The following is a 25,110-nucleotide window of genomic DNA, read 5'->3' on the forward strand; positions in this document are numbered from 1 at the left end:
GTAAGGCAGAACCGGCCGCTTTATATTGAATTGTCTGCTTTGTCTGCTGTAATCACTTGAACCAAATTCATGTAGTTATAAAATAAATCTTTCATTTTGTGCTCATTTAGTTTCTGATGGTTATATATAAAAACGATTTCTGCTTCGGATGGCTTTTCATGAACTGCAAAAACCAGATCATATAATTCTGAGTACTCTTTTTTTGATTCATTACTAATATAAAAAAGAGGAAAAACATCTTGGGCCGAACTTGATTTCTTATAGTGAGTATTCAAATCGTATTGATCTGAATCCTCTTGATTCTCAATCTGCTCCTTCGCCATACGAATAATATCGTGAAAATTCTCGATATCAGACAGATCAAAAGACAGCTGACTCATCCGATCATCTCCATGACCCGAAAATTGGATATGAACCAAGTTTTGCTGGCTGACATCAGCTAATAAAAATACATAACCCGCTAATAAAACATGAGAAATATCATATTTGTAGGTATTGCATATTGTTTTTAAACCATCATAATAATTCGCATTTACCGCATATTCGTGCATGGCTGTATGACTTTGTCCAGTTGATTCCGAGATGTATTCAAGCGGTAAAGTAATAGGAATGATTTCTTTTTCCAAGGACACTGCTATCTCCGCAAAGGCTATAGCTGATTCTATATATTCGGACAATCTGTAAATAGTCGGATATGCAAACAAGTCAGCAATTTGAATTTGTTTTGGATACAGCTTCTGAAGCTCATTATAAACTGCAACGATTTTGATTGAATTACCGCCTGCTTCAAAGAAGTTATCATGTATTCCAAGCTCTTCTATTTTTAAAACATCGGTCCAAACACGGCTGATACTTTTTTGTACATCCGTTACCGCTTCCTCAAAAGGCCGGTCAAAACCTGTTCTATCTATCACAGGTTCAGGCAGTGCCAGGACATTTATTTTTCCGTTTGCTGTCAGCGGAATTTGGTCAATTTTCATAAAGATCTGCGGAATCATATACTCAGGAAGCACAGGTGATAATAATTTAATAAATTCTGAAGGATATACAGTGCTTTCTGCCACATAATACAGAACTAAATCTTGGACTCCTGCGGAATTTGTTTTTCCGGCAGCTACACATTCCTTAACTTTTTCGTGTTGGTTTACTATGCTTTCAATCTCTCCCAATTCTATCCGATACCCTCTGATCTTTACCTGATTGTCCATTCTTCCGATAACGTCCAGTTCACCATTTGGCAACCACCTTGCTAAATCTCCTGTCTTATACATCTTGGTTCCTTTAACAAACGGATTGTCTACAAACTTTTGCGCAGTCAAATCTTCTTTTCCTAAATATCCTCTGGCCATTCCGGCTCCAGCAATGCATAATTCGCCAGTACTGCCGAGCGGTACAGTGTTTCCATCATGATCTACAATATATATCTGTGTATTCGCAATCGGCTTGCCTATATTTACACTATTTTCATTGGTTAAGTCTTTCACAGAAGACCAAATCGTCGTCTCAGTCGGACCGTACATATTATAGATCTTCAGATTTTTATATTTTTTTAGTTCAAATAACAATTCCCGTTGAAATACCTCGCCCCCAACCATGATGGTCTTCAATTTCTGAAGACTCTCCGTGCTGTTTTCTGCACTTAGCATCAGCTTTAATCTGGATGGCGTAAGCTGAATAGTATTGACATCAGTCTCAACAACGATCTTGTTTAACAAGTACGGATCTCTTTGTTCCGCTTCACCGGCTATGACAACTTTCAGCCCTTGAGTTAAAGGCAGCAGCGACTCTAATCCGAATATGTCAAATGAACACGTGGTGACCGAAAGAAGGACATTGTCTTGTGAAAAGCTGATCCTGTCTGTTATTCCCTTGATAAAGTTATGAACGGCACGGTGCTCTACGGCGACCCCTTTCGGTTTTCCGGTTGATCCCGACGTATAAATGACATATGCTAAATCTTCGGCCCTGTTAATAACATCAATGTTCGTCTCCAAGTGATGTAATAAATCCTCTGAATCTATGTTAAATACAGTTCCGCTGTACGTTAATTCATTTGGAAGTCCTTCCTCAGTTAACAGCAGGCCGCTTTTACTGTCTTTCAGCATATAATTGATCCTGTCTGCCGGATAATCTGGATCAAGCGGTAAGTAACATCCCCCTGCCTTTAGTATTCCTAATATTCCTATAATCAATCGGAAAGACCTTCTTACCAAAATAGGAACCACAACATTCTCTTTGATGCCGTTTTCCCTGAGGGCTCGTGCCAATTGATTTGCCTTATTATTCAGCTCCTTATAGGTCAGGAAGTCTCCGTTCCATTCCAGAGCGATTGCATCAGGTGTCCTTACAGCTTGCTCTTCGAAAAGCTCTTGTAACGTCTTTTCTTTCTTATATGATAATTCCGTGCAGTTGAATTCTTTCACCAGCTTTTGTTTCTCTGTCTCATTTACCATATCGATCTGAGAAACCATTACTTCATGATCAGCCGCTGCCTGCTGTAAAACGCTAACCAGGTTATCCAAGATTGAACTTACCGTTTCTTTACTGTAAACACTGGCGTTATATGTGATTTTCATATGCAATTCGTCACCGGGAGCAATTAAAAGCTCTAAATCATAGTTGGTTTGTTCAAACCCATGTTCAGCAGTTATTTTTACACTCGAACGGGCTGAATCTTGGAAAAGATCCTCATTCAACGGGTAATTTTCATACACGACTACGTGATTGATTAATTTATTCTTCATACTTGTCAAAGACTGTATGTCTGCCAGAGAACAATAACTGTATTCGTTCGCTTCAATAAAGTCTTTATTTATTTGTTTAGCCAATGAAATAAATGATGTATCACATTCTCTTTTCACTCTGATTGGCACTGCATTTATAAATAAGCCGACCATATTTTCAATTCCGTTTATCTCACTCGGTCTGCCTGAAACAATGGAACCAAATACCACATCATTTGTATTGTTATATTTCTGCAGCAATATCCCCCATGCTGTTTGAACGATAGAATTTAATGTAATGCTGTTTGACTCAGCGATTTTTTTCAGCTTAGCGGCGGTTTCACCGTTAAGCGCTCCCAGTTTTTGATCATGCTGATACTCGTCAGATTTCAATTCCAGTTCCGGAAATGAGATCTCTTGTTCATATGCAGAAAGGTATTCCTTCCAATATTCAAATGCACGGTCCTTGTCCTGCTGATCAAGCCATTCAAGATAACGACTGTACGGTACAGGTGTTTCTTGAAGGAGTTTTTTCCCTTCAGCCACGTCACCGTATAGATCCATAAGCTCTTTTAACAGAATACCGACACTCCAGCCATCCAAAATAATGTGGTGGAAACTGTATATGACTTTAAATTTATTTCTTCCCAGCTTGATCACCGATACTCTGATCAGACAATCTTTGTTCAGATCAAACGGAGTATTCCTGTCTCTCACCTTGAATTGCCCTACAAAGGCATCCTTCTTCTGCTCCTCCCATTGGCTGATATCATGATATTGAATGTTTAGTTTTCTTTCTTTTAAAATGGCTTGTTTAAATACACGGAAACCGTTATAGAAAAATGACGTTCTTAATATTTCATATTTAGCAATCAGTCTGTTTAATGCGTCACTGAGAACTTCTGTATTCAGATTTCCTTCAACTGTTATTTCACTTTGTTCGAAATAAGCGCTAGATTGATGGTCAATCACAGCGTTATATAGCATGCCTTCCTGCATCGGTGAAAGAGAATGAATTTTTTCTACTTCAGCACCGCTTGCAAGAATTTGATTTAACTCCTCTATTTGAAGATCGGGATCCCCATAATCCCATGGGGTTTTCTCAGATATTTTCTTATTCACACAATGTTCTATGATCTGATTTATTTTCAATTGATAGGCTTTCGTAAATTGCTCAATCGTCTCTCGTTTATATTGGTTTGCACTGTAATTGAACGAAAACATCAGCCTGCCATCCATGATATATCCATTTATTTCTATACTATGTGTCTTTTTATTTCTTCCAGATATGCTCGTTCCGGCGGACAAAGGTGATATTTGAAATAGGTTGCTGCGATCTTCTTGGCCAAATTCACCCAAGTAGTTAAAACTGATATCAGGTTTTAATTGAAGGTGAACCGAGTCCGACAAATATCTGAGTATTCCGTAACCAATCCCGTTTTGGGGGATATGTCTAAGCATTTCCTTTGTATACTTAATGGAGCTTGATAAACTATTACTTTCTGTCATATCGAGAACAATTGGGTATATTGTCGTAAACCAGCCTATTGTGCGATGGACCGGGGTTTTTATAACACTTTCACGGCCGTGCCCTTCAAGATTCACAAGGATCTTCTCGTTGCCGGTCCATTCTTTGGCTGCAAGTCCCAGTGAGCAAAGCAATATATCATTAATTTGTGTATGATATGCTGCATTTGTATTTCTTAAAAGTGTTTTTGTTTGATCCTCTGTTAATTCAATTTTAATTTCTTTACTATCTTCATAAGAGCAGCTTTCGGCAATGAAATCCTTTGGAAGAGGTTCAATAATAGCCGTTTCTATGGTCTCCCAGTACCCAGCTTCCTTTTGAAGAGCCTTGCTGTTTGCATATTCTTTCAATTGACGCGCCCATTCTTTGAACGATGCTGTTTTAGTTTCCAGCTCCACCTTGTTCCCATTAACTGTTTGAAGATAAGCTGTTTCAAAATCTTCCAATAGGATTCTCCAAGATACTCCGTCAATGATCATATGATGAATGGTTAATAGAAGATGATCTCCGTTTTTGGTTTTAAATACCGCCAGTTTTATTAAAATCCCCTTTTCCAAGCTCAATTCGTTCTGCATACGGTCAGCCAGTGATTCAATTGCCATGGCTGGATCTTCTGTTTGTGTCATATCAAATACGTCTAAAGTAAATGTTTCTTTTGCCTGTTTAATGCCCCTATTCCATTGCTTAATTTCACCGTTTTCCTTTTTAAACTGCATCCTGAGGGCATCATGATGCCTCACCAGTTCCAAAAAGGCCGTTTCGATTGCTTTTTCTTCTATGCCGGACTTTTTGTAAAGCATAAAGGCTTGGTTATAGTGGTTTTCTTGTTCAAATCTCTGTTCTATAAACCATTTTTGAATCGGTGTCAGATCAACGTCTCCTTCTACAATCGACTGATCTGCTTGTATATCAGCTGATTTTACGTGAGCACTCAAGTCTTTTATGTGCGGATATTTCATTAAATCTCTGACTTCAAGTTTTAAGCCGTATTTTTGGAGTTCGGAAACTACTAAAATGGATTTAATTGAGTCTCCGCCGATCTCGTAATAGTTATAGTTAATCCCGATTGATTTCATCCCCAGAACTTTCTCCCATACGCATGCGAGAATTTGTTCCTTTTTATTTCGCGGTGCTTCATATGCAGACTCCAATACATCCGCAATATCTATAATCGGCAATGATTTCGTATCTATTTTTCCGTTTGAGCTTAACGGCATTTTTTCAATCTGGAAGATATAACTTGGCACCATAAATAACGGTAATTCTTTAGACAGATTTTCTTTTAAAGCATAAACATCTATTTTTTTGTCGGAAGTAACATAACCGCAGAGATATTTATCCCCATGTTGGTCATCTCTCGCTACAACAACAGCCTCTCTTATGTGACTCATTTTCAGAAGCCGGTTTTCTATTTCTCCCGTTTCAATACGATACCCTCTGATTTTGACTTGATCATCAATTCTTCCTAAATAATCAATTGTCCCGTCCGGCATCCATTTTGCCATATCCCCTGTTCTGTATAACTTAGCCCCGGGTTCAAAGGGGTTATCTACAAATTTTTCTGACGTCAAGCCCGCTTTATTTTTATATCCCTCCGCAAGCCCTTCTCCGCTGACACAAAGTTCCCCGGCTGCCCCTAAAGGAAGTAATTCCAATTGTTTTCCTAATATATAAAGCTTAGTATTATCCGCAGGTTTGCCTATTGATACTGCATTGCCATTGTCTCTTTCAATATGATATTGATGAATCATACACCCGACTGTAGCCTCTGTCGGGCCGTATTCATTGTAGATTTTGACATGACCGTTAAATGCACCGTGTATCTTTTTTGCAAGCCCGGTTTTCAGCTCTTCCCCGCCGACGATTATTTTTTTTATCTTTGACGTACTTAAATCTACATTCTCCAGCAATCTCAAATGCGTCGGCGTTAGCTTAATAATATCCGCTTTATTTTCTTCTATAATTCTTCTGATCAGAAGAGCCTTGTCCGGTCCCTCATAAATGATAATTTTATTTCCTGAAATAAGCGGTGTATAAATTGAAGTAACCGTTAAGTCAAAAGAAATAGAAGAATACAGAGGAAAATCAATATCTTCATCATTTACATATATCTTATTTGCCCAATGAATATAATTTACCACGCCTTTATGTTTTACCATGACGCCCTTCGGCAGCCCTGTAGTCCCTGAAGTATAAATCATGTAGGCAAGGTCTTCCGGGCAACTGACATTCGGCAGATTACTTCTGTTATGCATATATAGAGCAGGATCGCTTAATGATAAAATTTCTTTATTGAATGTAATACCACCTGACAATCCGTTTTGAATTAGGAGAATGTTTGCATCACTGTCTTTCAGCATGTAATTTACTCTTTCATCAGGATATTCAGGATCTATCGGCAAATACGCTCCCCCTGCTTTCAGCACCCCGATAATTCCGATGATCATCTCAAAAGATCTCTCTGTCATGATTCCGACAATGCTGTTTTCTCTAATTCCTTTTTGTCTCAAAAGATTAGCCAGGCTGTTTGATTTCTCGTTTAGTTCTTTATAGGTTAATAGCGTATCTTCTTGGACAGCCGCAATACGTTCAGGTGTTTTTTCTGCCTGCTCTTCAAATAATTGATGAATCGTTTTATTTCGCGGAAATTCAGCTGCCGTGTCATTGAATATATGGAGCAATGTGTGCTTCTCCTGTTCAGGAATCATATCCAGTTTCATTAAAGGTTGATCTAGGCCGGCAGCTGCACTTTGTAAAAGCTTCGTAAAATGGGCACCCATTCTCTCGGCTGTTTCTTTTTCAAATAATTGACTGGAGTATTCCAAGTGGAACTTGATTCCTTTATCAATTTCCGTCGCGGTTAGCGTTAGATCGAATTTTGAAATATTGATCTCGGTTTGAATATGCTCTTCCGGATTTGGATCCAAGTGATTTTCAATACCGTAATCTGCATTTTCAAGTACAAACATGACATCAAACAGCGGGTTCCGGCTCGAATCTCTTTTTACCCCGAGTTTTTGAACAATATTTTCAAATTGGTAATCTGTATTCTCAAAATCTTTTAACGTATGATGTTTGACCTCTTCTAAAAACGCTCTGAATGTTTTATGTTCCTCAGGAAAATTTCTTATGGCGACGGTATTGACGAACATCCCCACTGTATTCTCCAGTTCGGTGTCTGACCTTCCGGACTCTGCTGTTCCGATGATCACATCCTGCTGACCGCTGTATTTTGAAAGCATGACATTATATACCGCCAGCAGCACCATGTACAAAGTTGTTCCTGTTTCTTTCGCCACCGACTTTAAGCTTGATGTTAACCTTTCATCGGCCGTAAAGCTGATTCGGCTTCCTTCAAAGCTTTTGACTCTCGGCCGCTCATAATCAGTCTGCAGATTGAGAATCGGCAGATCTCCGCTTAACCGCTTAAGCCAATACTCCTCTTGTTCCTTTAACGCCTCTTTTGTTCCTGAGCTTACTTGCCATTCTGAATAATCTTTATATTGCAGCGGCGGCTGTTTTAGTTTATGACCCGCATACAGCGCATTGAATTCTTTGCGGATTATTCCAACCGATACACCGTCCGCAGCGATATGATGAACATCCAGCAGCAGCAGATTCCGGTCTTCATACGTTATGAGTCCGGCTCTGATTAACGGTGATTTGTCCAAATGAAAGGGTCTGATAAACTGCTTCACATATGGTCGTATCCCATCAGACGGCAGCTTCTGATAATCAAATTCGAGCTCCCATGTATCGTGAATAATCTGAACCACATCGTCGCTTACAACATCGAAACTTGTCCGTAACGCTTCGTGTCTGCCAATAATCTCTTGTAAAACTGATTCGGCTTTTTTCACATCTAATTTTCCATTTAGTTCGATCATAATCGGCAAGTTATAAACGATACTGTCTTTATCCGTCTCCCAAAGGGCAAACATTCTTTTCTGAGCAGATGATGCTTGATAATAAGACTGCTTCCTCGCTTTACTGATGACCGGATAATTCTGTTTATCCCGCTTTTGAATAAGACGGCTCAGCTGTTTGATGGTAGGCTGCTCAAAAAGCTCCTTCACCTTTATATCCGTACCGAAAGTTTTTCTGATGCGGGAAATAGTGAACGCAGCTGTTAAAGAATGTCCGCCCAGTTCGAAGAAATCTTCATTTATACTGATCCGTTTATGCCCAAGCATTTCTTTCCAAATTTCAGCTAGTTTTTCTTCCGTTTCATTTGCCGGAGCTTCGTATCGAGGTACTGACAACCGTTGCAAGTCAGGAAGAGGCAGTTCTTTTCGATTGATTTTTCCGTTAGCTGTAAGAGGCAGCTCTTTCAGTTGTATTATGAAACTCGGAATCATATACTTCGGAAGAGCCTGTGCCAATTTCTCCTGTACGAACGAGCCTTCCATCTCAATGTCCCCAGTAATATATGCAGAAAGATATTTCTCCTCTATATAAACAACCGCGGCTTCTTTTATACCTTCCAGCTGTAATAGTTGGTTTTCGATCTCACCGATTTCAACTCTAAAACCCCTGATTTTGATCTGGTTGTCAATCCGGCCTAAAAATTCTATATTTCCATCCGGCATCCATCTGCCAAGGTCTCCTGTTTTGTACATTTTTGCTCCGGGATGAAAAGGATTATCAATAAATTTTTCATTCGTTAATTCTTCATTATTGACATATCCCGATGCTAAACCTACCCCGCTGATACAAATCTCACCGGGTGCTCCCACAGGGACCAGTTGATCTGAACGATCCACAATATAGATATTAATGCCGTGAATTGGTCTTCCTATTTTATTGTATATTTCACAGTTTTGAATATGATCTAGATCAATGCTATGTGCAATACAGCCAACAGTGCTTTCGGTCGGCCCGTAATGGTTAATAAACTTCATCCATCTGCATTTTTCAGCGAGCTTTTTGACGTTGCCGATGTTTATGCTTTCGCCGCCCAGTATGATAACTTTTAAATCAGGACAAGACGCCAGCATGTCAACATCCTCCATCAATGTTGAAAATAAAGTGGGTGTCATTTTAAGATATGTAATACTATTTTTATGAATATATTCTATTAATGATAGAGAGTGAAGATACACTTCTTTATCAACAAAGTGGACTTGTCCGCCACCGGATAAAACCGGAAATATACTGGTATAGCATAAGTCAAAACTATATTTTGACGTCACTAACGACCTGCTGTCAGAATTTATGTTTATTTGATCACATACCCATAATGAATAATTAACTAATGATTTATTTTTCACCTTCACCCCCTTCGGTTTTCCCGAAGTACCCGAGGTATATATAACATATACCTCGTCCTCGAGATCATACTGAACATCAGGGTTTGATGTATTTTGGCTGGTATAAATCGATTTATCCGTAATATCCAAACATTCCGCCGCAATGTTTTTATCAGCTAAAAAGCACAAATCTGTAATGAGGATATCAGCTTTGCTATCTTTTAAAATATGATTTATCCGACTGACCGGTGATTCATCATCAATAGGCAGAAACGCACTTCCGGTTTTTAAAATTCCCAGTATCCCAATCATTGAATATTCTGAAGGACGGATCATCATAGCCGTAATGCTGTTTTTTCCTGCCCCTTTTTCCATTAATAATGTTGCAACTTGATTAGCCTTTTCGTTTAGCTCTTTATAAGTGATATGCTTTCCTGCATAGACAGCCGCTGTTTGGTCAGGTGTCTTTTCCGCTCGTTCTTCAAAAAGGTCTTGTATCGTTTTATTCACGGTATAATTAGAGGACTGCTTATTAAACTCCTGGAGCATTCCGCGCTCTTCTTCATTTACAGCGCTGATGTCTTTCAGGACACGCGTAGGATCAGTTGCCACTTGCTTTAATACATGACAGAAATTAACACCTATACGATTAATGATATCTTCACGATAAACATTATTGTTATACGTCATCTCTGCTTTGATTTGGCTGCCTGGAATAATAACCAGCCCAAAGTCATAGTTCGTCTGTTCAAACACTTCCATATCTGTAATCCTTAAAGCATCAGTTGTATCATCGACCGCCTTGCCATAGTCATCAACAGGGTAATTTTCATAAACCAACATATGGTTGATCAGTTTCTCTTTCATCTTTGTAAGAGCTTGTATATCCGCTAAAGAACTGTAACCGTATGATGTATTCGCTTTGATAAAGTCACTGTTCAGCTTTTGGGCTAATGCTATAAATACCGTATCACCATCGCCTTTTACTCTCAGAGGAACCGCATTGATAAATAACCCCACCATTTTTTCTATGCCTTGCACCCTGCATTGTCTTCCGGAAATAACCGCACCAAACACAACATCATTCACGTTGTTATACTTCTGCAAAAGAACTCCCCATGCAGTCTGAATCAATGCACTTAAAGTAATGTGATATTGATCAGCTGCAGCTTTCAACATCGAAGTACATGTTTCATCAATAATGAATGTTTTCTTCCTATTATTGAAACCGCCCTCATCAGCAGAACTTTGGAATACCGGCTTGCTGCTCATATTCATTTAGATAATCCCCCCAATATTCTAATGCGGCACTTTTGTCCTGATTATCCAGCCATTCTAAGTAGGTGCTGTAAGGCTCGGTATGCTGAAGCACTGTCTCTCTTCCTTCTTTTAATGACGTATAAATAGTTTTTATATCATTCATTATTAAACTCATACACCAGCCATCCATAATAATATGGTGAAAACTGAACAGCAGTTTATATTCTTTCTCATCAGTTTTTAATACGGTTACTCTTATTAAGCAATCATTCGTCAAATCGAATCTCGTTCCCCTGTCTTTAAACTGGACATCTTTAAGCCGGACTTTCTTTTGATATTCCGAGAAAGTGCTGATATCTTCAAATTCAATTTTAACTTTTCTCTCTCTTAGAACAGCCTGTTTAAACTTACTTAGTCCTTCATGAAAAAAGCATGTTCTTAAAATTTCATACTTCTCGATCAGCATATTAAAAGCTGTATTTAATCTGCCAATATCAAGCTGACCGGATAAAGAAAATGTAAGCTGTTCAAAATAGGCTTGTGAAAACGGATCAAGCAATGCATGATAAAGCATCCCGCTCTGCATAGGAGTCAGGGAGTGGATTTTCTCTATCTCTTTTCCGCTTGATAAAATCTGCTCCAAATCTCCAATGGATAAATCCAGATCTCCATAGTCAAAGGGTGTTTTTTCAGGAATTTTTTTCATTTCGCAATGCTGAATAATATCGATTAACCGGTTTATATAGGATTCGGTTAATGTTTTAATTGTTTCTTCTTTAAACTCTTTCGTACTATAGTTAAATTCCAACTGCAGTTGACCGTCCATAATAAAGCTGTTGATTTCGATGGCATTCAATTTTTTATTAGATAAAGAAACACTTGTACCAGATGATATATCTGCATGCTGAAAAACAGCCCGCTTTTTTTGAGAGATTTCTCCCAGATAGTTAAACCCGATCTCGGGCTTTATCGTAAAACTGATGTCTTTTTTATGTTCCCGTGCCGTCAAGTATTTAATAATTCCGTAACCAATACCTTTATGAGGTATTCTTCTTAAATACTCTTTCGTATTTTTTATGCAATAAGGCAGATCATCACTGTGCTCCATATCCAGCACGATCGGAAATAGTGAGGTGAACCAGCCGATGGTTCTTTCTATTGAAATGTTTTCTAATATGTTCTCTCTTCCGTGGCCTTCCAGACCGATTAAAACCTTGTCAAGTCCCGCCCATTCTTTTACTGCCATTCCCAGTGAACAAAGCAAGATGTCATTAATCTGTGTGTTATAAGCTGCATTTGTATTCCTCTGGAGCTTATCAGTTAACTGCTTTGTAAGACTGACAGTAATGGTGCGGCTTTCCTTAAATACACTGTCAGTTTTATTGAAATCTCTCGGAATTTCTTTAATCTTCGTTTTTTCGATATTCTCCCAATACCGAAGTTCCTTTCTTATCTCACTTCCGTTTGCATATTCCGCCAATTTACGTGTCCATTCTTGAAAGGATGCCGTTTTCGGCGGAAGAACGGCCGGCTCTCCTTTTTGCAGATTGTTGTAGACCTGCTCCATATCTTCAAGCAGAATTCTCCAAGAGACTCCGTCAATCACCATATGATGTATAGCAATAAGTAGATAATCGCCCCTCATTGTTCGAAATAAACCAAGTTTCATTAAAAGCCCTTTTTCAAGATCCATTCCGCTTTGTAACTGATCGGCAAGTTTTTCTATTGTATTTTTGTAATCCGTATCAGCAAGCAGATCATATATGTCCAGAGTAAAAGTATCCCGGGCGGCTTGGACATCTCTGACTTCTTGTTTTATTTCGTCATTTTCGGCTGTATATATCAACCTCAAAGCATCATGATGCTTTACTAATAATTCAAATGTCTTTGCCAGAGCGTGTTCATTAATTTTTTCTTTCATTTGAAACATGAATGCCTGATTAAAGTGGTGAATGTCCGCAAAGTCATTCTCTATAAACCACTTTTGTATCGGTGCCAGTTCAGTTCTCCCGCTAACCGGGCTCTGATCTGTTTGAGCTTTATATAATTTCACGTGTTTACTGAGGTTTTTTATTTGCGGATACTGCAAAAGATCTTTTACCTCTAGACTGAGACTGTATTTTTGAAGCTTTGATACAATCAGTATAGATTTTATTGAGTCTCCGCCCAGCTCATAGTAATTATCATTAATACTAATATCATCAATTTTCAGAACTTCCGACCAAACATTTACCAGAATCTGTTCGACTTCGGAACGGGGTGCTTCAAGGTGCTCCTTTATATGTTTAGGCTCTTCTATTTCAGCAAGTGCTTTCCTGTCAATTTTCCCATTTGGTGTGAGAGGCAGCTGTTCAACCTGGATGATGACACCGGGAATCATATATTGCGGCAAAATGTCACCCAATTGCTCCCTCACAGCTGCTCCGGATATTTTATATTCTGCGGTTACAAAAGCAGAAAGGTATTTGTCACCGTGAAGGTCGCACTTATCTATAACAACTGCTTCTTTTATCCCGCTTATTTTCAGAAGCTGGCTTTCTATTTCATCAGTTTCAATCCGGAAGCCTCTGATTTTGACTTGATTATCAATTCTCCCCAAAAATTCTATGTTTCCGTCAGGAAGCCACCTTGCCAAGTCTCCTGTTCGGTACATTTTAGTTCCGGACTCAAATGGATGATCAATAAACTTCTCACGCGTCATTTTCTCTTTATTGAGATATCCTCTTGCTAAGCTGTCACCCGACACACACAATTCTCCCGCTAAACCAATAGGCACAAGATTGTTGTTGTGATCAATTATGAAGGCTTTCAGATTTCTGATCGGCTTACCGATAGGAATGGTCTTTGCCATCGCCCTCTCAGCTTCTGAGTATCTCCACATTGTAGAGCAGATTGTCGTTTCAGTTGGGCCGTAGGCATTAATATAGTCTATTTTATTCACGATCCGGTTCAAGGATTTTGTAGATATCTGAGAACCAGCAGTAATTAAGAGCCTTAAAGCTGATAATCCGTTTATATTTATATGGTTGATGTATACAGGCGGCAAAGTGGCTACAGTAATGTCATGCCGGTTAATATACTCTTCAAATAATGTATAATTATTGATGACTTGACTTGAAAGGATGTGTAGTTCCGCTCCGGTCAACAGTGCCATACTGATTTCCCACACTGATGCATCAAATGAAAAACTTGCAAATTGAATAATTTTATCCCGGTAATTGATATTCATATCATGTTCAAAGACACTTTTGAGATTACTGATTCCGATATGCCGGATCGTTACACCCTTTGGTTTTCCAGTCGTTCCAGAAGTATAAATGACATAAGCAAGATGTTCTGCGGAACTCATCAGTGGCAGGTTATGCCGATCTCCGGAGTAAAGAGAACTATCTGTTAAATCAATAACCTTCCCGTCAAACGGGATATTATCAGCCTGACTATTCTGCACTAATAAAATGTCAGAACCGCTGTCTTCAATCATGTATTTGATTCTCTCAGAAGGATATCCCGGATCAATTGGCAAAAATGCGCCTCCCGCCTTCAGCACACCCAATATGCCTAACACCATCTCTAATGATTTGTCAGCAACAATACCTACTATTGACTCTTTTTTCACCCCCATTTTCATTAGTGTTCTCGCCAGACTATTTGATCTTTCGTTAAGTTCTTTATAAGTTACTTTATTATTTTCATACACTGCCGCTATTCTTTCCGGTGTCTTTTCCGCTTGTTCTTCAAACAATTGATGGATTGTCTTATTATGCGGGAAGTCGGCTGCTGTATCATTGAATACATAAAGCAGTTTATGTTTCTCATCATCCGTTATCATATTCAGTCTGCAGATTGCCGTGTCCGGTTCTGATACAACCTGTTGTAAAAGCTGGGTATAATGAGCACCCATTCTTTCGACTGTGTCTTTCCTGAATAAATGATTGCAATATTCCAATTGGAAGTTAACGCCTTCATCGGTTTCCATTGCAGTTAACGTTAAATCAAATCTTGATATATTGACCTCAGATACTAGTAAATTTGATTCTGCTGTCTCTTCATTTCCTCCGAATCCGTAATCCTTACTCTCAAAAGTAAACATGACGTCAAACAGCGGGTTCCGGCTCGAATCTCTTTTTACCCCGAGTTTTTGAACAATATTTTCAAATTGGTAATCTGTATTCTCAAAATCTTTTAACGTATGATGTTTGACCTCTTCTAAAAACGCTCTGAATGTTTTATGTTCCTCAGGAAAATTTCTTATGGCGACGGTATTGACGAACATCCCCACTGTATTCTCCAGTTCGGTGTCTGACCTTCCGGACTCTGCTGTTCCGATGATCACATCCTGCTGACCGCTGTATTTTGAAAGCATGACATTATATACCGCCAGCAGCACCATGTACAAAGTTGTTCCTGTTTCTTTCGCCACCGACTTTAAGCTTGATGTTAACCTTTCATCGGCCGTAAAGCTGATTCGGCTTCCTTCAAAGCTTTTGACTCTCGGCCGCTCATAATCAGTCTGCAGATTGAGAATCGGCAGATCTCCGCTTAACCGCTTAAGCCAATACTCCTCTTGTTCCTTTAACGCCTCTTTTGTTCCTGAGCTTACTTGCCATTCTGAATAATCTTTATATTGCAGCGGCGGCTGTTTTAGTTTATGACCCGCATACAGCGCATTGAATTCTTTGCGGATTATTCCAACCGATACACCGTCCGCAGCGATATGATGAACATCCAGCAGCAGCAGATTCCGGTCTTCATACGTTATGAGTCCGGCTCTGATTAACGGTGCTTTGTCCAAATGAAAGGGTCTGATAAACTGCTTCACATATGGTCGTATCCCATCAGACGGCAGCTTCTGATAATCAAATTCGAGCTCCCATGTATCGTGAATAATCTGAACCACATCGCCGCTTACAACATCGAAACTTGTCCGTAACGCTTCGTGTCTGCCAATAATCTCTTGTAAAACTGACTCGGCTTTTTTTACATCTAATTTTCCGTTCAGTTCAATCATAATCGGCAAGTTATAAACGATACTGTCTTTATCCGTCTCCCAAAGGGCAAACATTCTTTTCTGAGCAGATGATGCTTGATAATAAGACTGCTTCCTCGCTTTACTGATGACCGGATAATTCTGTTTATCCCGCTTTTGAATAAGACGGCTCAGCTGTTTGATGGTAGGCTGCTCAAAAAGCTCCTTCACCTTTATATCCGTACCGAAAGTTTTTCTGATGCGGGAAATTAACATAGAAGCCTTTAGTGAATGACCGCCGGTTTCAAAGAAATTTTCATCTATACCGACGCGTTCCCTGCCAAGTACAGCTTCCCAAATCTCCGAAAGTTTTTTCTCCGTTTCATTTGTCGGCGCTTCATATTTTGTTTCGGACATTTGAGATATATCAGGTCTAGGAAGTGCCCGTCTGTCAATTTTCCCATTTACCGTCAAAGGCATGTTATCCATTTGTTTAAAGTACGATGGAATCATATATTCCGGAAGAAAGTCTCTCAGAAAGTGCTGCAATTCAATCTTTGCGATTTTATGATTTGAAGTGTAATAAGCACAGATATATAAATCTTCATCACCATTATGATTTACTGTTACTGCCGCTTCTTTAATTTCTGTATGATTGATCAATCGGGCTTCTATCTCCCCAAGCTCGATTCTAAAACCGCGGATTTTGACTTGCTCGTCCCGCCGTCCAATAAACTCCACATCGCCATTTTCTAAATAACGCACTAAGTCTCCTGTTTTATAAAGACGTGCTGAAGGATCATTATTGAAAGGGTGGGATATAAACCGTTCCTTCGTTAAATCAGGCCGTCGCCAATACTCTCGCGCCAGCCCATCTCCGCCAATAAACAGCTCACCAGGAATTCCCGGCGCTACCGGTTTTAATTGCGAATCTAAAATGAATATTTCTGTACCAGAAATAGGCCTCCCTATAGGAAGCATACTGCCTTTCCAATCATGAGGGACCGGGAAACAACAGGTAAAGGTCGTTCCCTCTGTCGGCCCATATCCGTTAATTACTTGTACCTTTCCAAGCGCTAATACTTTTTGAACATGCGGAACGGAAACCACATCTCCGCCTACCAATAATTGCTGAAGTCCTTTTAATGATTCTAACTGCTGATCAACTACTAGAGAAAATAAACCGGCCGTCAGCCAAAGAGTCGTAATGTTATATTTTTTTACAGCTTCTGCAATATCATCAGCCGTCGGTATTCCCGGAGGCATTATAGCCAGACATCCCCCATTCAATAAACAGCCCCAGATCTCGAAGGTAGAAGCGTCAAAAGCAGCAGAAGCTAGTTGCAGAAACGTTTGATTCTCATCAAACACCGCATAATCAGTCTCCTTCACCAGCCGAATCACACCGCGGTTAACAATACTTACTCCTTTAGGCAGTCCCGTTGAGCCTGACGTATACATGACATAAGCCAGGTCATCCAAGGAACCTTTTATGCCAATATTAGATCCATCCATCTTTTCAATTTGTTCTTTCATACCATCCAAACAGATTACGCCGTCCCCGTGAGGCGGAAGTTGTGACTGAATGCTTTCGTTTGTAATCAGCAACTCTACACCTGAATCTTCGATTAAGAATGATAGTCTTTGCTTCGGATATTGAGGGTCTAACGGCACATAAGCACCGCCTGACTTTAATATTGCCAGAATACTAATATACAGATCAAAAGAGCGTTCTAAAGCAATTCCGACAAGGTCTCCCCGTTTTACTCCGCACTCCTGAAGATACCGTGCCAGCTGGTTCGCACGGTGATTAAGTTCTGCGTAACACATTGAAGAGTTTTCTAGTACCAAAGCAGTCTTATCCGAATATTCATCAGCCTGCTGCTCAAATACCTCCGAAATTGTTCCAATTTTCGAATAATTATCTTCCCAGCCAAAGATTTTCTTTTGCTTATTTTTTTCTTTCAGGAATCTCATATCTTTCACTCTGATATTTTCAGGAGTTACCATAGCTTCAAGAATCATCTGAAATCGCAGTGACAAATCTTTTATCATATTTTGAGAATAGAGGCATTCGTTATAGTGTATGGCTGTCTCTATGTATTGTTTCTGGTTCATAAACGAAAATAGGATATGAATAGCGGGATTTTCTTGATTAAGTATGTATTCTTGAATATTTTCAAGGACTATCATGACATCAAAAGGAAGGCCAGTCATTTTATCACTTGTTCGAGAATTATTTTGGGGGCTTTCCAATGCCTGTTCTACGGTGAATTCGACTTTATGTATGATCTCTTTTAATAGGTCTTCACCATGAACAGCATTTTTAAGAGTCAAAATTTCTTGCTCACAATCAATCGTTCTTTTCTTTTTGAAAACAGGAGTTTTGATTACAATATTTTGTCTTTCTGTATATTGATTTATTAACAAAGTCAGTGCCGCTGTTAATACGACATGCAGACGTTCATCCGATCCATTGCAGTATACATTCAGCTTATCGCTTAATTGCTGTGACAATTTATATGTAAGATTTTTCATTCTTTTTTCTTTAGAAGGTTTACTTGCCACTAAAAAATGCTCTTCAGTTTTTAACTCACCAATACTGTCTTTATCTCCCTTTATACTTTTTGTCATAACAAAAACTCCTTCACTTGATATCAAAATTCAAATCATTCACTGAATTAAAACAGCAGAGGCTTTCGGTGGATTTTTATGTTAAACTGCATCACAGGCAATACCGCTCACCAATAATTGTTGTTGTAGTCTGACAGTTTATTTATCGGCAGCAAAAACCATTTTTTAATGATATAGACCCGTACAAACACTTTTTTAAAAAAAAGGATAATGAAGAAGAACTAGCCATCTTTAAGAAATATTATACAAATGTTTAAGAGTTGTCAATTAGGGGGGAAAAACACCTAAGCACATTAACCCAGTTTTTATTTTTCGTATTAACATAAAAAAAACCGGGACAAAGTAACACTCCCGATTTTTTAATCAAAAATTCATCTCAAGGTTTTATTTATAATGTCCGTTATTTCATTCGAAAATTGATGAATAAAAAAGTGATTTCCTTCAAACGTATAAAAATTGCATTTCCCTAAAGTATAATGTCCCCAATTACATATTAAATCTGAGCTTATCGTCTTGTCATTATTACCATGCAACACTGTTATATCACAGTCCATAACAGTCTTATTTTCAGAAATAACATCCCCTTCCAACATTTTGAAATCACTTCTTAAAATAGGAAGATATAATTGTTGTAATTCCTTGTTATGTAACAGTTCTTCCGAAGTCCCGCCCATATCCATGATTCTTTGCAAAAATAAATTATCCGGCAAAGCATGAATCATCCCCTCTGCTTTTTTCGTTTTAGGAATGCCGCAGCCGGAGAAAAATATGTGATTTGGCTTCTTCTGCTGCATTTCAGAAATTTTACTATATAACTTATAAACTAATCGGCCTCCCATACTGTGGCCGAATAAAGCATAATCACACTCCCTGATTTGATCCTTTATCAGATCATATATATCATTAACAGCCTCATCTATATGTTCATAAAAATCTTCGTTAATTCTTGTACCTCTTCCTTTTAACTCAATAGGATGTATTGTTAAAGAGTCACTCATTAACCTTCTCCATTTATAGTATATTGCACTTGATCCCCCTGCATACGGAAGACAAAATATTTTTTTCATAATTCACCTCAGAATTTTTGTAATAACCCGATAAAAAAACACCCTGAAAAGGATGTTTTTTACTATCTCATTTTATATATGAAATGCTCTTGAAACTCCGTTGATGATGAGGAAGATTCCTATTACTCTTAAAATGATCCTTGTTGTTCTGTTATCTTTTCCAAAAGCAACTTGCCCGATTTTACCGATAAATACATTCATGAGTACACCTATAATTAATTCAGCCATTCCAAATAGTTCTTCCATACCCAATTCCCTCACGTCCTTTTTGATCTGTTAATTTTATCAGATTATTGTTGATTTAATTTTTCTTTTTTTTAATCTCCCTGCTTATTAAGATGAAAGATACAATAATACTTAATAAGCCGACACTTGCAAAAATTACGATCGGAAGCCATTCAGTTCCTAAGGTACTCTTACTAAAGATAATGTTGTTTAAAGACTGTATTGCCCATGCTTCGGGTGTAAATTTAGAAATAACCTGCATATATTTTGGAGCAATTTCCAATGAGAAAAAGGAACCGCCTATCATCCCGCTTACTGCAATTATGATCGATGCGGCAGAAGTAAACTGCTTTTGGCTTCTCATAAATGGAACCATAATCATCGTAATGCAGGTCAATGCAAATAAATAAACAGCGAGCATAACAGCGATGGCAAAGATGTTATGACCTATGCTGATCTTGAGTAAATATTTTCCCGCAAGTATAATAACGATTATATGAATGATTCCGGAAATATAAGTAGCAGCCATTTTGGATAAAACATATTTTGTATAGTTTATAGGCGTACTTAGTAATCTGCTGAAAGTATTATTCTCTTTTTCATCAATAAGTGTTCTTAACCCTTGAATAACAACAAACCAAATAAACATTACAAGAAAACCAATTAATCTCACGGTCGCATTATCCTGAGTATGTTCACCCTGACTTAATGTTTTGTCATTCACTTCTATTCCTGAATTGTTTTTCAATTTCTTGAAAATGTTCTTTTCTATATCTTTTGAGTCCGTATGCAACTGTGCAGACATATATTGCGAATCTTTAACTACCTTTTTAAGAGTTCCCGCCTCATTTGTGACCAGCTGCTCTAACAATGTTCCGCTGCCGTTCTCGTAGTTTTGGATGATTTTCATTTTTATCTTGTGATTGTCCGTCAAATCCTTTCCAAAACCTTTTTCAATAACGACCCCAAAAGGAATATCCTGATCATCGACTTTTTTCTTTAATTCATTTTCCGTTAGCTTTATAACTTTAATATTTTTATGCTCTTTTATCATTTCAATGAGCTTTGCAGCATAGTTACTTTTATCAGCATTGGCTATATACAAGTTCTCTTTGCTATCCGTATCTTGAGAAAAAGAGAACAAAAATGTAAGGATTAACGGCACCGAAATCGTTGCAAAAATTGCTAATCTATTTCGGAGCATCAGCTTCAGCTGATGTTTAATCATGGCAATCAATTGCACTACTACGCCACCTTCTTCCGGTTGAATACCATAATATTAATAAAGACAAAGATGAGACCAATACCAATTAGCTCAAGCAAATCAATATACATGCCGCTAAGACCAATATTCTGTTTGACTTTTAAATAAGAGTTTATTGCCTTACCGTTCGGTATGATCTCTTGAACAACCCTCAAGCTATCAGGCAGTCCGTTCTTAGAAATAAAACTGCCTCCCAAAAAACTAAAAATATAAAGAACCGGAGAAGCCATACTGGACACCGCCACGTGGTCCTTAGCGGTAAAACCCCAAAACAATACAATGCTGCCTATAGCAAATGCGTATACTACCGTAATAACAAAAATATCAAACAAGTTGCCCCAGTTCATTCGGAATACGACCCAGCTTATCAGAATAACAGCAGTCATCTGCATTAAGATCGCAAAAATAATACCTGTCAACTTTCCAAGCACATACTGAATATTTAAAGTCGGTGTAGATTTAATTCTGAACAGCGTATTATTCTGCCGCTCATCAACAATGCTGTGAACAAGCACAAAAGCCGTCATAATGGAAAACATGACAACCATTGCAATTGAATAATACTGCATGGAATCGACAGGAACCGCATTTTTATTTGTCGCTGCTTTTGGGATATCAGCGGAGATCCCGTCATTATCGGCCAAATCGTTCATCATTTTTTCTATTTTTTCTTTTGGTACGCTGCTGCCGGAGCTGATATGTTTTATTACTTCTTGTTGCTCAGCGCTCATTGTTTTCACGCTTTTCGTAAAGCCCTCCAAAACAGCCTGAACAATATTTTTATCTATGGTCTTGTTATTATCTCCAATTAAATCGATATTTGTTTTCCCGTTGTTCATAACGGCTTTCGTAAAGTGTTCCGGTACATAGATAAAAGCTGCAGCCTTTCGTTCTTTAACTAATTTTTCACCGTCATTGTAGCTCTCAGCTTCTTTTAAATGAATGATATCTTTGAGATCGCCTTTCTTAAAAACTTTATCCTTTAAGACATCACCTAAAGAAACACTCTCCCCTGAATCTGCTGAGTAAAAAGCTACATCAAATGCTTCGATTTTTGAATCTGAATTACTGAACACACTGCCCAATATGAGGATTAGCAGTGATGGAAACAGCATCAGCTTTAAATAAAATGACTTATTTTTTGTTAACAGCTTAAAATCAAGAAAAAATAAGTTGAATAATTTTCTCAAGATAGCCTCCTCCTACTAATCTCTTAGGTTTTTCCCTGTAATTTGAAGGAAAATGCTTTCCAAATTTACTTCCTCGTACTTAAAGCTAGTGAGGTCGATCCCCAGATTTTTGATATCATCTACAATTTCAATGATGTTTCTTTCCTTCGTCGATACAAGCATTGAAATTTGTTTATGATCTACCGTCACTTTATCAATTCCTGTAATGCTGTTTATCCGGCTGAGTGCCTTTTCATCAGCACCCTTAAAAGTAACGGTTAAAGTGTCACAAGCATTTAAGTTTTCCTTGAGTTCTTCTTTCGTTCCTAAAGCAATAAGAGATCCATGATCAACAATTGCCACCTTCTCGCAAAGATACTCTACTTCTTCCATGTAGTGGCTGGTATAAATAACAGTCATTCCTTTTTCTTTATTCAGCCTTTTTACTGTTTCAAGAATATGATTTCTTGATTGCGGATCAATTCCTACTGTAGGCTCATCAAGAATTAATAATTTAGGATTATTCATTAACGCCACACCTATGTTGACCCGGCGTTTCATTCCCCCGGAAAACTCTGATACATTTTGATTTTTTTTATCTGTCAGTTCAATAATCTCCAGAACCTCATCAGTTCTTTCTTTTAGCTTTTTCCCTTTCAGCCCGTAAAGGCTTCCGAAGAAGTTCAAGTTATCTTTGGCGCTTAACGTTTCATATAAAGCTAAATCCTGTGGAACAACCCCCATTATTTTTTTTATCTCAATAGGTTTTTCCTTAAGTGATTTATTATCTACTTTAATTGTCCCGCTGGTAGGTGCAAGAACAGTGCTAATCATAGAAACCATTGTTGATTTGCCGGCACCGTTAGGACCCAATAGTCCGAATACTTCTCCATCTTCTACAGTCAGCGAAATATTATTAACTGCCGTAAAGTCATCATATTTTTTGGTAAGTTTTTTTAATTCGAGCATAATTAAAACACCCCTCGTGGTATTTCGGTTCTTTTATTTTAACCTGAATGGAATATTTTTAGAATTTACTATAGTACTCATTTACCTTATTACTTTAGTTAGGAATCGCATTGTTACTTTAGTCATATACGGAAGGTGTAAGTCCGGATATATTCAGAAGAAAATGGAGGAAAGGAATTTGATGAAATTCCTTTCTGATTGAAGGAAAAAAGTTGAATCACATATGCTTTTGTAAATATAAGCTAAGCTCCGTTCGATTGTTCATTTGAAGTTTTTCCAGTATTCTTGATACATAATTTTTGACTGTGCCTTCAGTAATAAAAAGTGCTTCGCTTATAGCTTTGTTGCTTTTCCCTTCCATAATCTGTTTAGCGACTTCTTTTTCTCTGGGAGTAAGCAATTGCACCAGCTGTTCCTTTTCATTATTTTCTTGAACAAGCTCTTTATTATGTTCTACCGAATTTAGAGCCTTTACAACTTTTAGCGTTACCTTAGGATTTAACAGAATATTGCCTTCACATGCTGTTTTGATGGAATCAATAATTTCTTGTGAATCAGAATCTTTCAGTATGTAACCATCAGCACCGCTTTTCAGTCCAGTAAAAATGTATTCACTATCATTAAAGGTTGTCAGGATAATCACTTTAATATCCGGATATCTCTCTTTAACTAGCTTTGTTGCTTCAATGCCGTCCATTATGGGCATTCTTATATCCATTAAAATGATTTCAGGCCTTATCTGTTTTAGCAAATCTAATAAATGTTCACCATTAGAAGCTTCGCCTACAATATTAATTTCCTCGTGCAGACTCAGAATCATTTTAAGCCCTTCCCTGACAATTTGCTGATCATCCACAATGATAATATCCATATCAATACCTCCTCACATTCGGATTAAAGATCTGCTATCTCGGGGATTACGGCTTCCACAGTAAATCCTGAATCTAGCCCTGAATGAAAATCAACCTCTCCTCCAAGTGCAGCAAATCTTTTCTCTATTCCTTTTATTCCATTTGACTTATTAATTTCAGAACATCCTGTTCCGTTATCAGTTATCGATATAGAGATTTTTTCAAAAGACTTACGTATTCTTATTGAAAAAAACGTAGCATTTCCATGTTTTATCCCGTTCGTTATAGACTCTTGTACTGTTTTATAGAGACAATTCTTGATATCAGGATCAGCTGACTCTACTTTATTGTCCATATCAAGCTCGAATTTTATTTCATTTGTTTGCTGAAAATTTTCAAAAATCTCATTGATCGATTTCAGAAGCCCTTTTTGAGGAGCAGGGTCATTGAGCAAAGCGACAGCTTCTCTCAGGTTAATAATACACTCCTTCGATAAATCATGTGACTTATTGATGACTTGTTTAGCCTCGCTGGGATTTTTACTGACTATTTTATCGGCGAATTCAAGATTCATTGTTAATGCGATCAAATAATGCCCTAGGGAATCATGAAGCTCTTGTGCAATTCTTGTCCGCTCTTTAGAAATAGTTAACTCTTGAATCTTTTGAGAATAATTCTTAAGTTTAGTGTTTACACTTTGTAATTCTTTATTTAATGTTTGTATTTTTGCTTTTTCGAGCAGTACGTTTCTAAACAGATAAATAATAGCCATGATCACTAAATAGGACATCAATATATCTTTCCCGCTGGTCCCTGCTGCTTTAAGAGCTGTAAAAAAAATAATAAAATGCAGGCTTACTACAGTCCAGGGCAGTTTACGAGTTGTTACAATAATCTCGATCAGTAAGAAAATATTATATATTTGAGAACCGAGACAGTTAATTTTAAACAATAAAATGCCTGATAAAAGGTTACTTACTAAAAAAGATGCATAATATCTAAAAGAATACTGACCGCTTAGGTATTTTAATCTGATATGATCGTTGACGACTAAAAAAATGGTGATTATCAGCAGGTAAGCGGATTCCGAAGCCGTGAAAGTTGGCGTTTTAAAAATAGAACTGATAATAGAATATAAGGAAAAACAAATAATGGTTTTTTCTATGAGCACTCTTGTACTAATTGAAGAAAGATTTTTCATAATA

General features: G+C 37.9%; 9 protein-coding genes. All 9 read right to left on the reverse strand.

Going from position 1 to position 25,110, the window contains the following annotated elements; genetic code table 11:
• Positions 1 to 20: 20 nt before the first annotated feature.
• Positions 21 to 10,778: a non-ribosomal peptide synthetase gene (locus tag BZ167_RS08465; RefSeq protein WP_071392180.1), complete on the reverse strand. Its 10,758-nt coding sequence runs from the start codon at positions 10,776 to 10,778 to the stop codon at positions 21 to 23.
• On the reverse strand, positions 10,738 to 18,360 hold the full coding sequence (locus tag BZ167_RS08470) for a non-ribosomal peptide synthetase (protein WP_071392181.1): 7,623 nt from the start codon (positions 18,358 to 18,360) through the stop codon (positions 10,738 to 10,740). Before BZ167_RS08470 ends, BZ167_RS08465 begins: the two co-directional genes overlap by 41 nt.
• Before the next feature lie 371 nt (positions 18,361 to 18,731).
• Positions 18,732 to 19,427, reverse strand: a complete 696-nt coding sequence (locus tag BZ167_RS08475; protein ID WP_061047150.1) for a thioesterase II family protein — start codon at positions 19,425 to 19,427, stop codon at positions 18,732 to 18,734.
• 72 nt (positions 19,428 to 19,499) lie between these two features.
• Entirely contained in the window at positions 19,500 to 19,679 is a 180-nt protein-coding gene (locus BZ167_RS08480; RefSeq protein WP_024084829.1) for a hypothetical protein, read from the reverse strand.
• Between the two features lie 49 nt (positions 19,680 to 19,728).
• Positions 19,729 to 20,895: an ABC transporter permease gene (locus BZ167_RS08485; protein ID WP_033575109.1), complete on the reverse strand. Its 1,167-nt coding sequence runs from the start codon at positions 20,893 to 20,895 to the stop codon at positions 19,729 to 19,731.
• 2 nt (positions 20,896 to 20,897) lie between these two features.
• Entirely contained in the window at positions 20,898 to 22,106 is a 1,209-nt protein-coding gene (locus BZ167_RS08490) for an ABC transporter permease (protein ID WP_061047149.1), read from the reverse strand.
• A gap of 15 nt (positions 22,107 to 22,121) precedes the next feature.
• Positions 22,122 to 23,054 (reverse strand): ABC transporter ATP-binding protein, encoded by a 933-nt coding sequence (locus tag BZ167_RS08495; protein WP_061047148.1) that lies wholly within the window; start codon positions 23,052 to 23,054, stop codon positions 22,122 to 22,124.
• A 217-nt stretch (positions 23,055 to 23,271) separates the two neighbouring features.
• Positions 23,272 to 23,925: a response regulator transcription factor gene (locus BZ167_RS08500; protein WP_033575107.1), complete on the reverse strand. Its 654-nt coding sequence runs from the start codon at positions 23,923 to 23,925 to the stop codon at positions 23,272 to 23,274.
• Positions 23,926 to 23,948: 23 nt separating this feature from the next.
• Complete coding sequence (locus tag BZ167_RS08505) at positions 23,949 to 25,106, reverse strand: sensor histidine kinase (protein WP_033575106.1); 1,158 nt, start codon at positions 25,104 to 25,106, stop codon at positions 23,949 to 23,951.
• Between the last annotated feature and the right edge of the window lie 4 nt (positions 25,107 to 25,110).

The sequence above is a fragment of the Bacillus sp. 275 genome (assembly GCF_001999205.1).
Classification (GTDB): Bacteria; Bacillota; Bacilli; order Bacillales; family Bacillaceae; genus Bacillus; species Bacillus velezensis.